The organism is Acidiphilium multivorum AIU301 (assembly GCF_000202835.1).
Taxonomy (GTDB): domain Bacteria; phylum Pseudomonadota; class Alphaproteobacteria; order Acetobacterales; family Acetobacteraceae; genus Acidiphilium; species Acidiphilium multivorum.
This window is the reverse complement of record NC_015186.1, coordinates 38,110-52,250: the sequence shown is the minus strand read 5'-3', so window position 1 is coordinate 52,250 and position 14,141 is coordinate 38,110. Positions and strand designations below refer to the sequence as shown.

Sequence of the window (14,141 nt, the reverse complement as noted above, 5' to 3'; positions counted from 1 at the left end):
AGTCGAACGGCGGCTTGAAAACCTGACGCAGTGAACGGCCTCCGAGGCCGGTGTGATTATGAGGATCAGGCCGCGCGGATCTCCATCTTGGCCGGGTTCGAAGCCCGAGACCGGATACGTTGAAGCAGACTGATTAGAGCCAGATGAAAATCACCCCTTGCGGACGGGGCGGGCCATACGTTCCCTGCCTTCATGTTCATCGACGTGGTTCCGAATGGCCGATCGGCGCCGGCCGTGCTGTTGCGGGAGAGTTTCCGCGAGGGTCGCAAGGTTCATAAACGCACCATCGCCAATCTGAGCCAGATGCCGCCGGAACTGATCGATGGGCTGCGTGCGCTTCTCGCGGGTGGCGCGGTGGTCGGGGGTGCCGATCAGGCGCTCGAGATCCGGCGCTCGCTGCCGCACGGTCATGTGGCGGCGGCACTCGGGATGATGCGCAAGCTTGAGCTTCCCCGCCTGCTGGGCCGGAGGGCGTCGCGCGAGCGCAATCTCGCCCTGGCTGTCAACGGCGGATCAAAACCAGGCCGGCGTGGCGGCGTAAAAGCCGGCCACTGGATTGTGACGTGACGGATATGAGAACGGCCCCTGCAGGGGCCGTTCTCATATCCGCAGCCTGCTTGGCGGTGGGTATCAGCTGTCGTTGATTTCGCCGGTCTCTGGATCATGAGGCAGGTCGTCACCGGCCTTTTCGATACCCTTCCGGCGCCGGGCGCGGGATTGCTTCAGGCGGTAGCTTTCACCGTTCATCTCCAGGATCTGGACGTGGTGCGTGAGACGGTCGAGCAGCGCGCCGGTCAGCCGTTCGGCGCCAAAGACGCTCGTCCAATCCTCGAAGGGCAGGTTCGAGGTGACGATGGTCGAGCCGCGCTCGTGCCGCTGGCTGAATACCTCGAACAGCAATTCTGCACCGGTCTGCGACAACGGCACGTAACCCAGTTCATCGATGATCAGGAGTTTGAGACTGGCAAGCTGCGCCTGCAGTCTCAGCAAACGGCGCTCGTCCCGTGCCTCCATCAGCTGGTGCACCAGGCCAGCCGCCGTCATGAACCCCACGGACAGTCCGCGCTGGCAGGCCGCCAGACCAAGAGCCAGGGCGACATGCGTCTTGCCGGTGCCGGAATTCCCGAGAGCGATGATGTTGTCGTGGGCGTTGATGTAGTCGCAGCGCGCCAGATCGAGCACCAGCATCTTGTTCAGCGACGGGATCGCGGTGAAGTCGAAGGTATCGAGGCTTTTGACCGCCGGGAAGTGCGCCGCACGGATCCGCCGCTCCACCAGCCGGCGTTCGCGATCGAGCAGTTCCAGCTCCGCCAGCCGCAGCAGGAATTTCGGATGATCCGCGCGATCCTTCGCGCACTCGGCAGCGACCTTGGCATATTCGCGCAGGAAGGTCGGCAGCTTCAACGCCTTCAGATGATGCGCCAGCAGCACCTGCGGCGTCTCGATCGCCCCGCTCATGCCGCGTCTCGGCTCAGCAGGACGCCATAATCCGCGGCAGAGGTCATCCGCACATGCGCCGCCGGCAGATAGGGATAGCGCGTCAGGTCCAGCTGTGCCGGCCGTTGCTCGACCCGTGCCAGAACCAGCTGCTTGACCGCGTCAAAACCGATCGCGCCAAGCCGCATCGCATCATTCACCGCGGTCGAGACCACCGTCTCCGGAAACACCTCCATCAGCCGCAGGATCTGGATGAACTCCCGCTTCCCACGGTTCCCCATCCGCGCCTCCAGGAGTCGCCGGATCCTCTGAAACCCTTCCGGCAGAGCCCAGTTCTGCAAGGGGGCCGCCTGATCCAGCGCCCCAGGCTTCTGCTCGATCAGCGCCAGATAATGCAGCGGATCGAAGATGAACTCGCCGCGGCCATACACCCGCTCGTGGCGGGCGATGACCTCAGCCCCGGCCACGACCAGCACCCGATCGACGAAACCTTTGACCAATACGTCCCGGAAGGCATAGCTCGCCGGCACCGAGTAGTCGTTCATCCGGTAGCGGACCAGCGCCGTCGACGAGACCCGCGCCGGCTTCTTCTCGCAGGGCTCGAACGGTCCCGCCGGCAACACCCTCAATGCCGCGAGGTCGCGCAGCAACCGCTCGCCAATCGTCTCTTCATGGCGTCCGGCATGCTCATCCTGCCGCGCCAGACAGCGCGCTTCCAGCGCCGCGTTCAGGGCATCGAAGCTCACCGCATGCGGCAGCGGCGTCATGAAGCGCCGCTGCGTATACTTCACCAGACCCTCGACTTTCCCCTTGTCGTTACCTTTGCCAGGGCGGCCAAACCGGTCCCTGAACAGGTAGTGGCTGATCAACTCCGTGAAGGCGCGCGTCCGCGTCCGTTGGCCATCGCCAAGAATCCGCGCCACCGCCAGCTTCGTGTTGTCGTAGAGGATCGACAGCGGCACCCCGCCAAAGAAGGCAAAGGCCGACACGTGGCCGTCCAGAAACGCCTCCGTCGTCTCCGCCGGATATGCCTTCACGAACGGGGCATCCGAGTGCGGCAAGTCCATGCAGAAGACGTGCATCACCGTCCGCACACCGCCGATGAAGCCGATGCACTGGCCAAAATCTACCTGCGCATGCCCTGGCGGATGAGACAGCGGCACGAATGCCTCGCGAAGCCGCAGCCGGGCCGGCCGGACGTAATCCTTCACCACCGTGTAGCCGCCCGTATAGCCGTGCTCGTCGCGCAGACGCTCAAATATCCGCCGCGCCGTGTGACGCTGCTTCACCGGCGCCCCCCGATCAGCCTCCAGGATCGCGTCGATCACCGGAATGAAAGGCCCAAGCTTCGGCTTCGCAGCAGGCCGCTCGCGCCGATATCCTGGAGGCACAGAGAACCGGCAGATCTTCGCCACCGTCTCCCGGTTCAGACCAAAAACACGCGCAGCCTCCCGCCGGCTCCGCCCCTCGACAAACACAAATTGCCGAACCGCCGCATAAACCTCCACCGAATACATCCCCCGTCGCCTCTCCCTCCATTCCGAAAGAGGCAACTCTACAAGTGGCCGGTTTTTGCCCCGCCACGCAGCAGCATTATGCCGCCGCTACATGGCCTACTTTTCCACCGCCGCGTACAAACTCAAGCGGCGGTTCCATCTCGAGCGCGTCGTCCTGGTGGGTGATCGCGGGATGATCACCACGGCGCGCATCCGCGAGACGATCAAACCGGCGGGGCTGGACTGGATCAGCTGCCTGCGCGCGGGGCAGATCCAGGATCTTGCCGAGGGACCGCTGCAGATGTCGCTGTTCGACGAGCGCGATATCGCCGCGATCACGTCGCCCGATTATCCGGGCGAGCGGCTGATCGCCTGTCGCAACGCCGCCCTGGCGACCGAACGACGGCGCAAGCGCGAGGCGCTGCTGGCGGCCACCGAGACGGAACTGGCGCGGATCCGGGATGCCACACGGCGCAAACGCGCCCCCCTTCATGGCGAGGCCGCGATCGGGCTGGCGGTGGGCGCTGTGATCAACCAGCGCAAGATGGCCAAGCATTTCGATCTCACCATCACCGCCAGCCGCTTCGATTTCCAGCGCAACGCCGCCAGCATCGCACGCGAGGCGGCCCTCGACGGCATCTATGTCATCCGCACCAGTGTGAGCGCGGACGTCATGAGCGAGACCGAAGCCGTGTCAGCCTACAAGGACCTTTCGCGGGTGGAACGGGCGTTCCGGACCCTCAAATCGGTCGATCTCGCGATCCGCCCGGTGCATCACTGGCTCTCACCGCGGGTGCGTGCCCACGTCTTTCTCTGCATGATGGCCTATTACGTCGAGTGGCATCTGCGCGACGCCCTCAAGCCTCTGCTGTTCCAGGATCACGACCGGCCTGGGGCCGAGGCTGAACGCTCATCGCCGGTTGCCCCCGCATCGACATCCCCGGCCGCCGATCGCAAGCGCGGGCGACGCCGCAACGACCAGAACCTGCCGATTTCAAGCTTTACCGATCTGATGGCCCATCTCGCGACCCAGACCCTGAACACCGCAGCCCTGCCCAAGGCGCCGAACGCCACCTTCACCACCCTGGCAAATCCCACACCGCTGCAAGCCGCCGCCTTCGACCTGATCGGGATCGCCCCCATGCGTGTCCAGTAAGCGTCAAAATCAGATCAGAAAGTTTATCGATAAATACAGGGAAATTGCATTCAGATTAGTGAAAACTTCAGCTTAGCGGCGGGCAATATTGGGATTTGCAAGATCTGGGCGACCTGAGTGGAAAAACCTTGCAAAACCGTTGGAGCGTTGCGCGGTGGTCGCGATCGTGATTCTCTCCCTTTGATGCCGAACATCATGCGTTTGGCGTGGAGGAAAGAATGCCGCCGAAGCTGAATGCCTCGCAGGATGATCTCGAACTGTTCCGCTCGCGGCTGGAGAACATCATCGACCAGCGGCATCCCCTGACGCGGCTGGCCCGGCTGATCGACTGGCGGGTCTTCGAGGAACGCTTTGGCGCACTCTACGCCGAGGCGGCAGGACGTCCGGCGCTGCCGACCCGCCTGATGGTGGCGCTGCATCTTCTCAAGCACATGGATGGGCTGTCCGACGAAGCGATCTGCGCGCGCTATCTCGACAGTCCGTATGTCCAGGCATTCTGCGGCGAGACGCATTTCCAGCACACGCTGCCCCTTGACCGATCCTCGATGACGCGCTGGCGCAAGCGGATCGGGGCGGAGCGGATGGAGGCCCTGCTCGCCGAGACGCTGGCGGCCGCCGAGCGGGGTGGGGCCGTGGCGGAGAAGCACTACGAGCGGGTCACCATCGATACCACGGTCCAGCCAAAGGCCGTGACGCATCCGACCGACAGCAAGCTCCTGCACAGCGGCATCGAGACACTCGCCCGCATGGCGCGCAAGCACGGTATCACGCTGCGCCAGTCGTATCGCCGGGTCGCGCGCTACGCCAGGCAGGAGGCGGCGCGCCTGCACCATGGTGGCAAACGCCGCGAGGCCGAGGCTCGCGTGCGCAAGCTGCGAACCTGGCTGGGCCGGCTGGCTCGTGACATCACCCGCAAGATCGCAGGCAACGCTGAAGCGAAGGCCACGTTCGCCGAAACGCTGGGCCTGATCAATCGCCTGCTTCGCCAGAAGCGCTCCGACCGCGGTGCCGACAAGCTCTATTCCCTGCACGCGCCTGAGGTGGAGTGCATCGGCAAGGGCAAGGCCAGGACGCGCTTCGAATTCGGCGTGAAGATCTCCATCGCCACCACCAACGGCGCTGCACCCGGCGGTCAGTTCGTTCTCGGCATGCAGAGCCAGTCGGGAAATCCCTATGACGGCCACACCCTGGCCGGCCAGATCGAGCAGGTCGAGCGGATCACCGGCGTTGCCGTCGCCCGCGCCTATGTCGACCGCGGCTATCGCGGCCACGGCGTCGAAGCCGAGGGCAGAAGGATCTTCATCTCCCGCCAGAAACGCGGCATCACCTCCACCATTCGCCGCGAGTTGCGCCGACGCACAGCCATCGAACCCGTCATCGGCCACATGAAGACCGATGGCCATCTGGGGCGAAACTTCCTGCTCGGCGTCGACGGTGATGCCATCAACGCCGTCCTCGCCGGCGCCGGCCACAACCTCCGCCTCCTCCGCAGATGGCTGATCAGGCTTCTTTGTGCCCTCCTCGCATGGCTCTCTGCCCCAAACCGCTCACCAAGCCTCGGCTTCGCCCACCGCCAGATCTCATAGTTCACAGGCGACTAGACAAGCTGGCATCGCCCAGGAGAGCCGCAATTGAGACCGTGGCGCCGATGATGGCAATCAGAACCAGTAGGCTGCCGGCAATTTTTAGCATCACCGCATTCGATGATGGCCTGGCCACTCTGGAAATTGTGAAATACACGGTCATGAGTGTGGTGAAATCAAGGAGGATCCAGACGACAGTTAAAATACCTAGGCTGGCATTTTTATTTGACGTTACATCGATAAACTGCGGGAAAAACGAAGAAAAAAATATGATATCTTTCGGATTGGATATCGCCAGTGAGAACCCTCGACGAATCCCACCTAATTTTTTTGAAAATGCCATATCAACCAAATCGGAATGATATGCTTCCCTAATGATTGAGAGCCCTACATATCCAATGTAGATCGCACCAAACAACTTTAAGATATCGAATATCGTTTGATTGACATCAAAAATTCCTTTGATGATCAACGCCGATAGGGCGATCATCACCAGCGAGGCCGCGTTGGTTCCTATGATTGTTCGAAACGCTCTTGCCCACCCACCTGACAACCCGGCACCTGTTACCAGTATGACCACCGGTCCCGGAACCGCTATCATCGTGATAACCGTAACGATATAGACCGATAAAACTCCCAAATGGATGTTCACTTTAACCTGTCTTCACCTTGAATGGACATGCTTCGGGCGCGTTGTGCCCAGGCTCGGACAGCTGATATTGCCGCCACTCTTTCTTGTTTGGGTCGCCATATGATCCAAGTTCGGGAGGTATATATCCGCCGTTGTAAACTCCGGAACGCTGCCTGATCTTCTCCCTGATCAGGCGCCCACTTCTGGTCTCGCCATTCGCCACAACGTCAAAGTTTTGTCGTGGGTTGATGATCAACGTCAGGTATCGTCCGAGATTTCGGCTTTTGATGATACTATGGGTTGCACAACTGATATTAATGAACAGCTGCACGCCGCCGAAACAATATGACCAGTTCGGATCTTCCGGATCAAGGGGCACATCCCACGGCCAGGGGTCAGAGTCCCTGTCATGTGCCCACTGTAAAGCCTGCCAGGCTGCCGAATGTGGTGAGACAGCCATCGCCGTATATGCTTGATGAAAGAACACGATCAGGGGGGTGTATAGCCGCTTGACAACAACCGTGTCCCTGACAAACCGGGTGTACCGTAACAATCCGGCATGGAGTTCCATCCCTTCTTCGCCGACGCAGGGCTCGCAAAACAGGAACAGGGGAGATTTGTCCTTTAGTGATTTTTTAGCGAACAGACAGGGAAAACCGTCTTCATCGACAATTTGCAGGAAGCCGTGGAATGCATCGGCGAACCATCTGCTCTCCGGCTGGGCTAAACCAACAACAGCATCATAAGTGAACAGGCGGCCAGTCGCGCCATCCGGGCACACTTCGGTTATGTGGTTTGCCGCCGGCCAATCCATATCGTTCACCCCTCCCTCTAGGATATTCAGTTCTGAGGCGTGATTAGATGTCATCCTGGCGTGGCCTCACGCCGTCCAGAGGTAAGCTGGCAGTACAAACCAAGCTTAACCCAAGCTCCCGCCATCGTTTTCGCTGCCTTGCTGCTAAATCAGGCGTCATTGCCACTCTCTATGACGGAGTCTGCGTTTCGCACAGTCTTGAGCGGCTAAGGCGGCCGGCTGCAATATGCCACATCGCCAAACACCCGTATTAAATAGTCGCATACTCATACCGACGATGATCATGCCAAGCTTCTTCAATTTCAATCAAGTGACTTAATATCACCAATGCCCTATTTTTGGGCTTGTCTCGTATTCACAATTTTGTGAGCATTCTCATTCTGGATGAACCATGCGATTTTTCGCTCCGTGCTTCTGAGGCGGGGCTTGCCATCCTTAAAAAGGCCAAGATGCCTGAGTTGGTGGTACCGCTTGGCTTACCGCAGCCCTATCAGGTCGAATGAAGCCGACCCAATATCTGATGATCGGAATAGCTGTGGATCACATCGTAGATATCCCTCAGCTACGACACCTGATCGCATGACGGGTCCGCCATTATCTCAATCTGAGGTTCCAGCGATTCGCCAAGACCTGAACACCCCATGTGATTTCGTCAAACCCCATCCAAAAAATCTGACCATACTTCGAGGGCGAGCTTAGCCTGTGTGCTGTATCGAGACTTATTATAGACACCGGACAAGTTTGAGTGGATATCCGCGTGGTTCAGGACGGCTTCGGTGACATGAGGTGGAATGCCCAACTCGCCCATCCAGGTTGCCGCCGTCCGCCGCAGGTCATGCCTGGTCCAACCGCTGGTTCCAGTCTCCGCCATAACTTTCTTGCTGAACCAGTCCCATTTCGATGGTAACCCGCCTTTTGGCCCGGCGAACACAAATCCTGTTGTCCGCCCCTTCCGGATCGACCGGAGAAATTCGGCGGTCTGCCGGGGAAGTGGGATGACATGATCGCTCTTTTGTTTCCCCGGCCTGGTGTTCTTTATCCTCTCACCGGGGATCGTCCAGGTCGGCTGGTCGGCCTCAAGATCGAATTCGGCCCATACCGCCTGCACCGCTTCGTTGAGACGGGTTGCCGTATATAATAAGAGCAGCATCACGGCGGCACGGGTCGATCGCTCCGCATTTTGCCGGAGATATGGAACGACCGCAGCCAATTCCGGTTTTGACAGATATCTTCCCCGCTTCTCCGGCTTCCTGGTCGGCTCGATCAAGGCCGCTTCGGCTGAAACGTATTTCCGTTTTGCTCCCCATTTCAGGATTGGACGCAGATATCTGACGGCAGCGGCTGCTGACGATGGGGATGGCCAGCCATCGGCAACGATCTGTATCTGCTCGCTGGTCAACCCCTTTGCAGGCCGGTCGGCCAATGTTTTGAATACGTCAGAAATTCGCCTGTGCCGGTCTATCCATGCCCGCCGCTTGTCCGATCCGGTTTGCTGGCCCCAGAGCCGAACAAGGTCGATCAGCGTCATTTCCGGTTCCGCATTTTTCTCTGCTTCGGCCTGTTGCCGGGCCGCCCGCTTCTCCGCAACGGGATCAACGCCGTCATGACGGACTTTGTGTTTTGTGATGCCAGCCTGTTCCCTAGCTTGCGAGATTCCAACTGTAGGAAACTCACCGAGGCTGAAACGTCTGTTTCGTCCGGTCTGGTCTCGGGTCATGACGGACCAGGCCGCGCCACCGTCACGATTCACTCGAATTCGAAGTCCGGGGGTTGTGATGTCTGTCAACTCGATGCGTGTTCCGGCGTCACAAGCTTCTTGTATCGCCTTCCGTATCGCGGTGTCGGTCAGTCTGATCGATGCCATTTCAAGCCACCTCCTGAAACCACGGACGGTTCTGGGTTTCACCGGGGTTTCAGCGATAGTGCGACATTAGGCTACGTCCAGCAACGTCCTGCATCGCTAATCCTGGCTGGATAATCGCTAATCCTGGCTGGATAGAGGTGACGATCAGATTAAGATTTTGATTTTACTTTGTTTCCTGACAAAAAATCCTTGCCGGACAACACATGGAATGGTGGGCGCACAAGGACTCGAACCTTGGACCCGCTGATTAAGAGTCAGCTGCTCTACCAACTGAGCTATGCGCCCATTCCGGCGTCGCGATCCGAAGCAGATCGCGTCGACACAGGGCGTCTAGCAAGATCGGTTCGGTCTGTGAAGAGGCGCCGGGCCTACTTGATCAATCAGTAGATATGGCGAATTAGAAATCTGACCGGACACGCCCGCTCCCGCCATGCAGATCACAGGTAGAATCCGATGCCGCATTCAAAAAAGACGATTTTTCGCCGCGCTCCGCTCTGGGCCGCCACACTTCTCATTGCATTGACCAGCGGCGCCGTCGGCATTGAGGCTGCGTTCGGCCAGGAGGCGGGCGGCTACATGCCGACGCCGACGGCGGCGAAGCCAGAGGCGTTTCCGGCGCTGCCCGAACCCGTGACCAAGGGCATGAGCCAGGCGGAGATCGCGCAGGTGCGGCGCGGCGAATATCTCACTGCCGCGGCGGACTGCATGCCCTGCCACACGGCACCGGGAGCAAAGCCTTTCTCCGGCGGACTGTCCTTCGTCACCCCGTTCGGCACGCTCTACTCACCCAACATCACCCCGGCCAAGACGACCGGCATCGGCAAATGGACGCCGCGGCAATTCTACAATGCCCTGCATTACGGCGTCTCGCCCGGCAGTTCGCTGGGCGTGTTTCCGAAATATCTCTATCCGGCGATGCCCTACACATCCTATGCAAAGCTGACGAGGCCGGATGTGATGGCCATCAAGGCCTATCTCGACGCCATACCTGCCGTGCACGCACCGCATGCACCGAACCGGCTCGGCTTCCCGTTCAACATCCGCGCGATGCTGCTCGGCTGGCGCATCATGTTCTTCAGCACCGCGCCGGTCCATTACAAGAAGGACTGGTCGCCCGCGGTGCGCAACGGCGCCTATCTCGCCGAAGCCCTCGGCCATTGCAGCGAGTGTCATTCGCCGCGCAACCTGCTGTTCGCCATCAAGTCGGGCGATACGCTGGCCGGAGCGCAGATCCTCGGCGAGCCCTGGTATGCGCCGAACATATCCTCCTCGAAGACCTATGGCGTCGGCGGGTGGAGCCGGAAGGACCTGGTCGACTACCTGCATGAGGGCGGCAACATGAACCGTGGCTCGGCATTCGGGCCGATGCAGTCGGTTGTGGATTACAGCCTGAGCCAGCTCCCGCGGCAGGATGTCGACGATCTTGCCGCCTATCTGCAGACCGCGACGCCGCCGCGCGAGAACCCGGTGAAGAAGGTGGCGCTTGCCCCGGGCGAGCTCGCGCAGGGCAAGGCGCTCTACGACGACAACTGCGCCGCCTGCCACCAAGCGGACGGCAAGGGCGTGAAGGACGTGTTCCCGAATCTCGCCGGGAATGACGCGGTGACCAACGGCCCGTCGGACAACGTGATCGGCATCGTGCTCGGCGGAATGATCCCCTGGCACGCCAACGGCCCGGCCATGCCCGCCTTCGGTTCGATGCTGAACGACGCCCAGATCGCCGCGATCGCCAACTACGTGCGCACCGCCTGGGGTAACAAGGGCGTGACCGATGCCGATGCCGCCAAGGTGCTGGGCATCCGCGCATCGACCCCGCCGCACGACATCGCGCTGGCCGACGCCGACTATCTCGACCTGCCGCCGATCGCCTCCGCCGCCGCGCGCAGGATGAACTGCCCGCTGCTGACGAAGGACCTCGTCTCGCCCGGCCACGGCACGATGGAGATTATGCAGGGCGTCACGCCGGCAACGCTCGGCAACCGCACCCGCATGCTGGTCGCCGCGATCCGCAAGGCCTATCCGGACATTACCCAGAAGCGCATGGCGGAATTCCTGACGGCGGCCTATTGCCCGGTCGTGGCGCAGGAACGCGGCCTGTCGCTCGGGGAGAAGAAGAAGGCGATCCAGCGCTTCCTCTCCGAGGCGGCGTCGATGGACACGGCCGCCAGGAAGGGGAGCTGAGGCCATTCAGCCGCTGCTTCCCACCGAAACCCTCCGGGGTGCGGCGATCCTGCCGCATCTCGCGGCGCTCGCCCGGCTGCGGATCGAGGTGTTCCGCGCCTGGCCCTATCTCTACGAGGGCAACGAGGCTTACGAGCGCGACTATGTCGCGACCTATGCCGCGAGCGAGCGCGCCGCCATCGTGATCGCGCGGGATGGCGATGCGATCGTCGGCGCCTCCACCTGCCTGCCGCTCACCGACGAGGACGAGGCGATGCAGGCGCCGTTCCGCGCCGCCGGGATCGATCCCGCCTCGGTCTTCTATTTCGGTGAGTCGGTCCTGCTGCCGGCCTATCGCGGCCGCGGCGTCGGCGTGGCCTTTTTCCGCGAACGCGAGGCGCACGCGCGGGCGGTTTCCGACGCCGCGCAGGCCGCCTTCTGCGCGGTGATCCGCGACAACGCCGATCCGCGCCGCCCGACGGATGCCACCACACTCGACGTCTTCTGGCGCAAGCGCGGCTACGCGCCGGTGTCCGGTCTCGTCTGCCGCATGCGCTGGCGCGAGATCGGTGCCGCGCATGAGGTGGAAAACCGCCTCCAGGTGTGGATGAAGCCACTCGGCGGCGCATGATCATGCGGGTTGCTCTCTCCCCCTTCCTGATCCACCGCCCGACCGGGCTGGACGATTTTCTCGATCGGGTGGATCGCCTCGCAGATGAGGCGAAATCCGGCGGCGCCGACCTGCTCGTCCTGCCGGAATATGCCTCGATGGCGCTCGCCGGCGCTTTTGTCGCCGCGCCGGACGTCGCCGCCGAACTCGACGCCGTGGTCAGTCGCGCCGATACCCTGGTGGAGGGTTTCCGCGCCATTGCCCGCACCCACCGCCTGCTGCTGCTGCCCGGCTCGGTGCCGATGCGCGGCGCCGATGGCAATATCCGCAACAGGGCGCCGCTGATCGACGGGGACGGCCGTATCGCCTTCCAGGACAAGCGGGTGATGACGCGCTTCGAATCCGAGCGCTGGGGCATCACGCCGGGCGGGCCCCCTTCGGTGTTCGAAACCGATTTCGGCCGGCTTGGCATCGCCATCTGCTACGACTCGGAATTCCCCCTGCTGGTGCGCGCACAGGCGCTCGCCGGGGCGGACACGATCCTGATTCCGGCCTGCACCGACTCCCTGCACGGCTTCAACCGGGTGCGTCTGTCGGCCCGCGCGCGGGCGCTGGAGAACCAGTGCTTCACCGCCGTCGCGCCGACCACGGGAATGGCGCCCTGGTCCGCCGCCGTGGATGAAAATCGCGGCTATGCCTGCGTCTTCGGCCCGGTCGATCGCGGGTTTCCGGAAGACGGGCTGCTGGCCCGCGGCGCGCTGGATGCGGCGGACCTGCTGTTCGCAACGCTCGATCCCGCCCGCCTCGCCGCCACGCGCGACGACCCAGCCGTCCGCAACCGGACCGACTGGCCGGACGATCCGGCGCCGGCCCGAATCGTCCGCCTGACATGACGCTGGTTTATGTCGTCGCCGGTGAAGCAAGCGGCGACGTGCTGGGGGCGCGGCTGATCGCGGCCATGCGCGCGCGGGCCGGCGGCATCGAAGTTGCCGGCATCGGCGGCGCGAGGATGGCCGAACAGGGTGTTGCCTCGCTGTTCCCGATGCAGGAACTGGCGCTCATGGGCCTCGCGGAAGTCCTGCCCAAGCTCTTCCGGCTGCGCCGCCGGCTCGAGCAGACGGAAGCGGACATTGCCGCGAGGCGGCCGGACATCGTCGTGACCATCGACAGTCCGGGCTTCACGCTCCGCCTGCTCCGGCGAATTGTCCCGCTCGGACTCCGCCGCGTGCATTACGTCGCCCCCCAAGTCTGGGCCTGGCGACAGGGGCGGGTAAAGCACTTCCCCGGCCTGTGGGACCGGCTGCTCTGCCTCCTGCCCTTCGAGCCGGATTTCTTTGCACCGCATGGGCTGAACCCGGTCTTTGTCGGCCATCCGGTGCTGGAATCGGGTGCCGATGCCGGCGATCCTGCGCGCTTCCGTGCCCGGTTCGGCCTGGCGGAGTCAGCGCGTTCCCTGATCCTGATGCCTGGCAGCCGCCGCACGGAAACGGCCCGGCTGATGCCGGTTTTCGGCGCGACGGTGGAACGCCTCCGCCCACGATTTCCGGATCTCGTGCCGGTGCTGGCCGCGGCGCCGGCACTCGCCGGCGAGTTGCAGGCGCAGGCGGCCGCCTGGCCGCGCCCGCCGCTGATCGTCACCAATGTGGCCGAGCGGTATGACGCCTTCGCCGGCGCCGAAGCCGCGCTGACGAAATCCGGCACCTCTACGCTGGAACTGGCTCTGGCCGGCGTGCCGATGGCGGTCACCTACCGGGTCAATCCGATCAGCGCGATGCTGGCCCGGCGGCTGATCAAGGTGCCGCACGTCGCCATGATCAACCTGCTCGCCGGGCAAGAACTGGTGCCGGAACTGTTGCAGGATGCCTGCACGCCGGAGCGCCTCTCCGCCGAAATCGCCTCGCTGCTCGGCGACCCTGAGCGGGCTGCAGCGCAACGGGCCGGCTTCAGCGCTGCCCTATCCACGCTCGCCATCGCGGGATCGGCGTCTCCCAGCGAAGCCGCGGCAACGGCCGTGCTCGACCTGCTGTGATCGGCGTTCCGGCCTGCATACGCAAAAAGCCGCAGCGCCAGCCTATAGGCGCAAGGAACAAGCGATTCTCCGCGCCCCAAAACGCCGAAAGGCCCGAAGCATTGCTCGGGCCGATCAGCAAGCGAAGCGTGTCAACGGCGCGGAGCCGAAGCTCCGCGGTTGATTACTTGATCTTGGCTTCCTTGAAGGTCACGTGCTTGCGCGCGACCGGATCGTATTTCCGGAATTCGAGCTTGCCCGTCTGCGCCTTCGCGTTCTTCTTCGTCACGTAGAAGAAGCCGGTGTCGGCGGTGGAAACCAGTTTGATCTGAACAGTGTTCGTCTTGGCCATGCGTATTCTCCGATCGCGCCGATATGATCG

General features: G+C 62.4%; 11 protein-coding genes, 1 tRNA gene and 2 pseudogenes. 7 read left to right on the top strand and 7 right to left on the bottom strand.

Annotation, left to right across the window (positions count from 1 at the left end; all coding sequences use genetic code 11):
• Nucleotides 1-192 precede the first annotated feature (192 nt).
• Nucleotides 193-513, top strand: a pseudogene (locus ACMV_RS00255) (IS1634 family transposase); the annotation flags it as partial.
• 117 nt (nt 514-630) lie between these two features.
• On the opposite strand, the gene istB reads toward ACMV_RS00255, so the two are convergent.
• Both istB and istA read right to left on the bottom strand, forming a co-directional pair.
• Nucleotides 631-1,431: an IS21-like element helper ATPase IstB gene (gene istB / locus ACMV_RS00250; RefSeq protein WP_269447778.1), complete on the bottom strand. Its 801-nt coding sequence runs from the start codon at nt 1,429-1,431 to the stop codon at nt 631-633.
• A 23-nt stretch (nt 1,432-1,454) separates the two neighbouring features.
• Nucleotides 1,455-2,954 carry an IS21 family transposase gene (gene istA, locus ACMV_RS00245; RefSeq protein ID WP_013639144.1) on the bottom strand — a complete coding sequence of 500 codons (1,500 nt, stop codon included), beginning with the start codon at nt 2,952-2,954 and terminating at the stop codon, nt 1,455-1,457.
• Nucleotides 2,955-3,075: 121 nt separating this feature from the next.
• Here istA and ACMV_RS00240 point away from each other — a divergent pair.
• A pseudogene (locus tag ACMV_RS00240) lies at nt 3,076-4,089 on the top strand (IS1634 family transposase); the annotation flags it as partial.
• A 218-nt stretch (nt 4,090-4,307) separates the two neighbouring features.
• Nucleotides 4,308-5,675 (top strand): IS5 family transposase, encoded by a 1,368-nt coding sequence (locus ACMV_RS00235; RefSeq protein ID WP_013639142.1) that lies wholly within the window; start codon nt 4,308-4,310, stop codon nt 5,673-5,675.
• 1 nt (nt 5,676) lies between these two features.
• On the opposite strand, the gene ACMV_RS00230 is transcribed toward ACMV_RS00235, so the two are convergent.
• The 4 genes from ACMV_RS00230 to ACMV_RS00220 form a co-directional block, all read right to left on the bottom strand.
• Nucleotides 5,677-6,324, bottom strand: a complete 648-nt coding sequence (locus ACMV_RS00230) for a LysE family translocator (RefSeq protein ID WP_013639141.1) — start codon at nt 6,322-6,324, stop codon at nt 5,677-5,679.
• Nucleotide 6,325: 1 nt separating this feature from the next.
• The gene (locus ACMV_RS19445) at nt 6,326-7,117 is read right to left on the bottom strand and encodes a YqcI/YcgG family protein (RefSeq protein WP_013639140.1); all 792 of its coding nucleotides are present in this window, start codon (nt 7,115-7,117) and stop codon (nt 6,326-6,328) included.
• Between the two features lie 652 nt (nt 7,118-7,769).
• A complete protein-coding gene (locus ACMV_RS00225; protein ID WP_013639139.1) occupies nt 7,770-8,981 on the bottom strand; it encodes a tyrosine-type recombinase/integrase in 1,212 nt (403 codons plus the stop codon).
• Between the two features lie 209 nt (nt 8,982-9,190).
• Nucleotides 9,191-9,266: transfer RNA gene (locus ACMV_RS00220), tRNA-Lys, on the bottom strand.
• A gap of 168 nt (nt 9,267-9,434) precedes the next feature.
• On the opposite strand from ACMV_RS00220, the gene ACMV_RS00215 reads away from it, so the two are divergent.
• From ACMV_RS00215 to lpxB, 4 genes are all read left to right on the top strand, one after another.
• Nucleotides 9,435-11,162, top strand: coding sequence for a c-type cytochrome (locus tag ACMV_RS00215; RefSeq protein ID WP_007424245.1), 1,728 nt, complete (start codon nt 9,435-9,437; stop codon nt 11,160-11,162).
• Between the two features lie 88 nt (nt 11,163-11,250).
• Complete coding sequence (locus ACMV_RS00210; RefSeq protein WP_007424244.1) at nt 11,251-11,772, top strand: GNAT family N-acetyltransferase; 522 nt, start codon at nt 11,251-11,253, stop codon at nt 11,770-11,772.
• Nucleotides 11,769-12,644: a carbon-nitrogen hydrolase family protein gene (locus tag ACMV_RS00205; protein ID WP_013639138.1), complete on the top strand. Its 876-nt coding sequence runs from the start codon at nt 11,769-11,771 to the stop codon at nt 12,642-12,644. Before ACMV_RS00210 ends, ACMV_RS00205 begins: the two co-directional genes overlap by 4 nt.
• Nucleotides 12,641-13,780, top strand: coding sequence for a lipid-A-disaccharide synthase (lpxB, locus tag ACMV_RS00200; RefSeq protein ID WP_013639137.1), 1,140 nt, complete (start codon nt 12,641-12,643; stop codon nt 13,778-13,780). Before ACMV_RS00205 ends, lpxB begins: the two co-directional genes overlap by 4 nt.
• Nucleotides 13,781-13,943: 163 nt before the next feature.
• On the opposite strand, the gene rpmG is transcribed toward lpxB, so the two are convergent.
• Complete coding sequence (gene rpmG / locus ACMV_RS00195) at nt 13,944-14,111, bottom strand: 50S ribosomal protein L33 (protein ID WP_007424241.1); 168 nt, start codon at nt 14,109-14,111, stop codon at nt 13,944-13,946.
• Nucleotides 14,112-14,141: the final 30 nt, after the last annotated feature.

Excerpts from the sequence above, each read along its gene's own strand:
- istA (WP_013639144.1), bottom strand. The coding sequence starts at position 2,954 with ATGTATTCGGTGGAGGTTTATGCGGCGGTTCGGCAATTTGTGTTTGTC.
- ACMV_RS00235 (WP_013639142.1), top strand. The coding sequence starts at position 4,308 with ATGCCGCCGAAGCTGAATGCCTCGCAGGATGATCTCGAACTGTTCCGC.
- ACMV_RS19445 (WP_013639140.1), bottom strand. The coding sequence starts at position 7,117 with ATGGATTGGCCGGCGGCAAACCACATAACCGAAGTGTGCCCGGATGGC.
- ACMV_RS00225 (WP_013639139.1), bottom strand. The coding sequence starts at position 8,981 with ATGGCATCGATCAGACTGACCGACACCGCGATACGGAAGGCGATACAA.
- ACMV_RS00215 (WP_007424245.1), top strand. The coding sequence starts at position 9,435 with ATGCCGCATTCAAAAAAGACGATTTTTCGCCGCGCTCCGCTCTGGGCC.
- ACMV_RS00205 (WP_013639138.1), top strand. The coding sequence starts at position 11,769 with ATGATCATGCGGGTTGCTCTCTCCCCCTTCCTGATCCACCGCCCGACC.
- lpxB (WP_013639137.1), top strand. The coding sequence starts at position 12,641 with ATGACGCTGGTTTATGTCGTCGCCGGTGAAGCAAGCGGCGACGTGCTG.
- rpmG (WP_007424241.1), bottom strand. The coding sequence starts at position 14,111 with ATGGCCAAGACGAACACTGTTCAGATCAAACTGGTTTCCACCGCCGAC.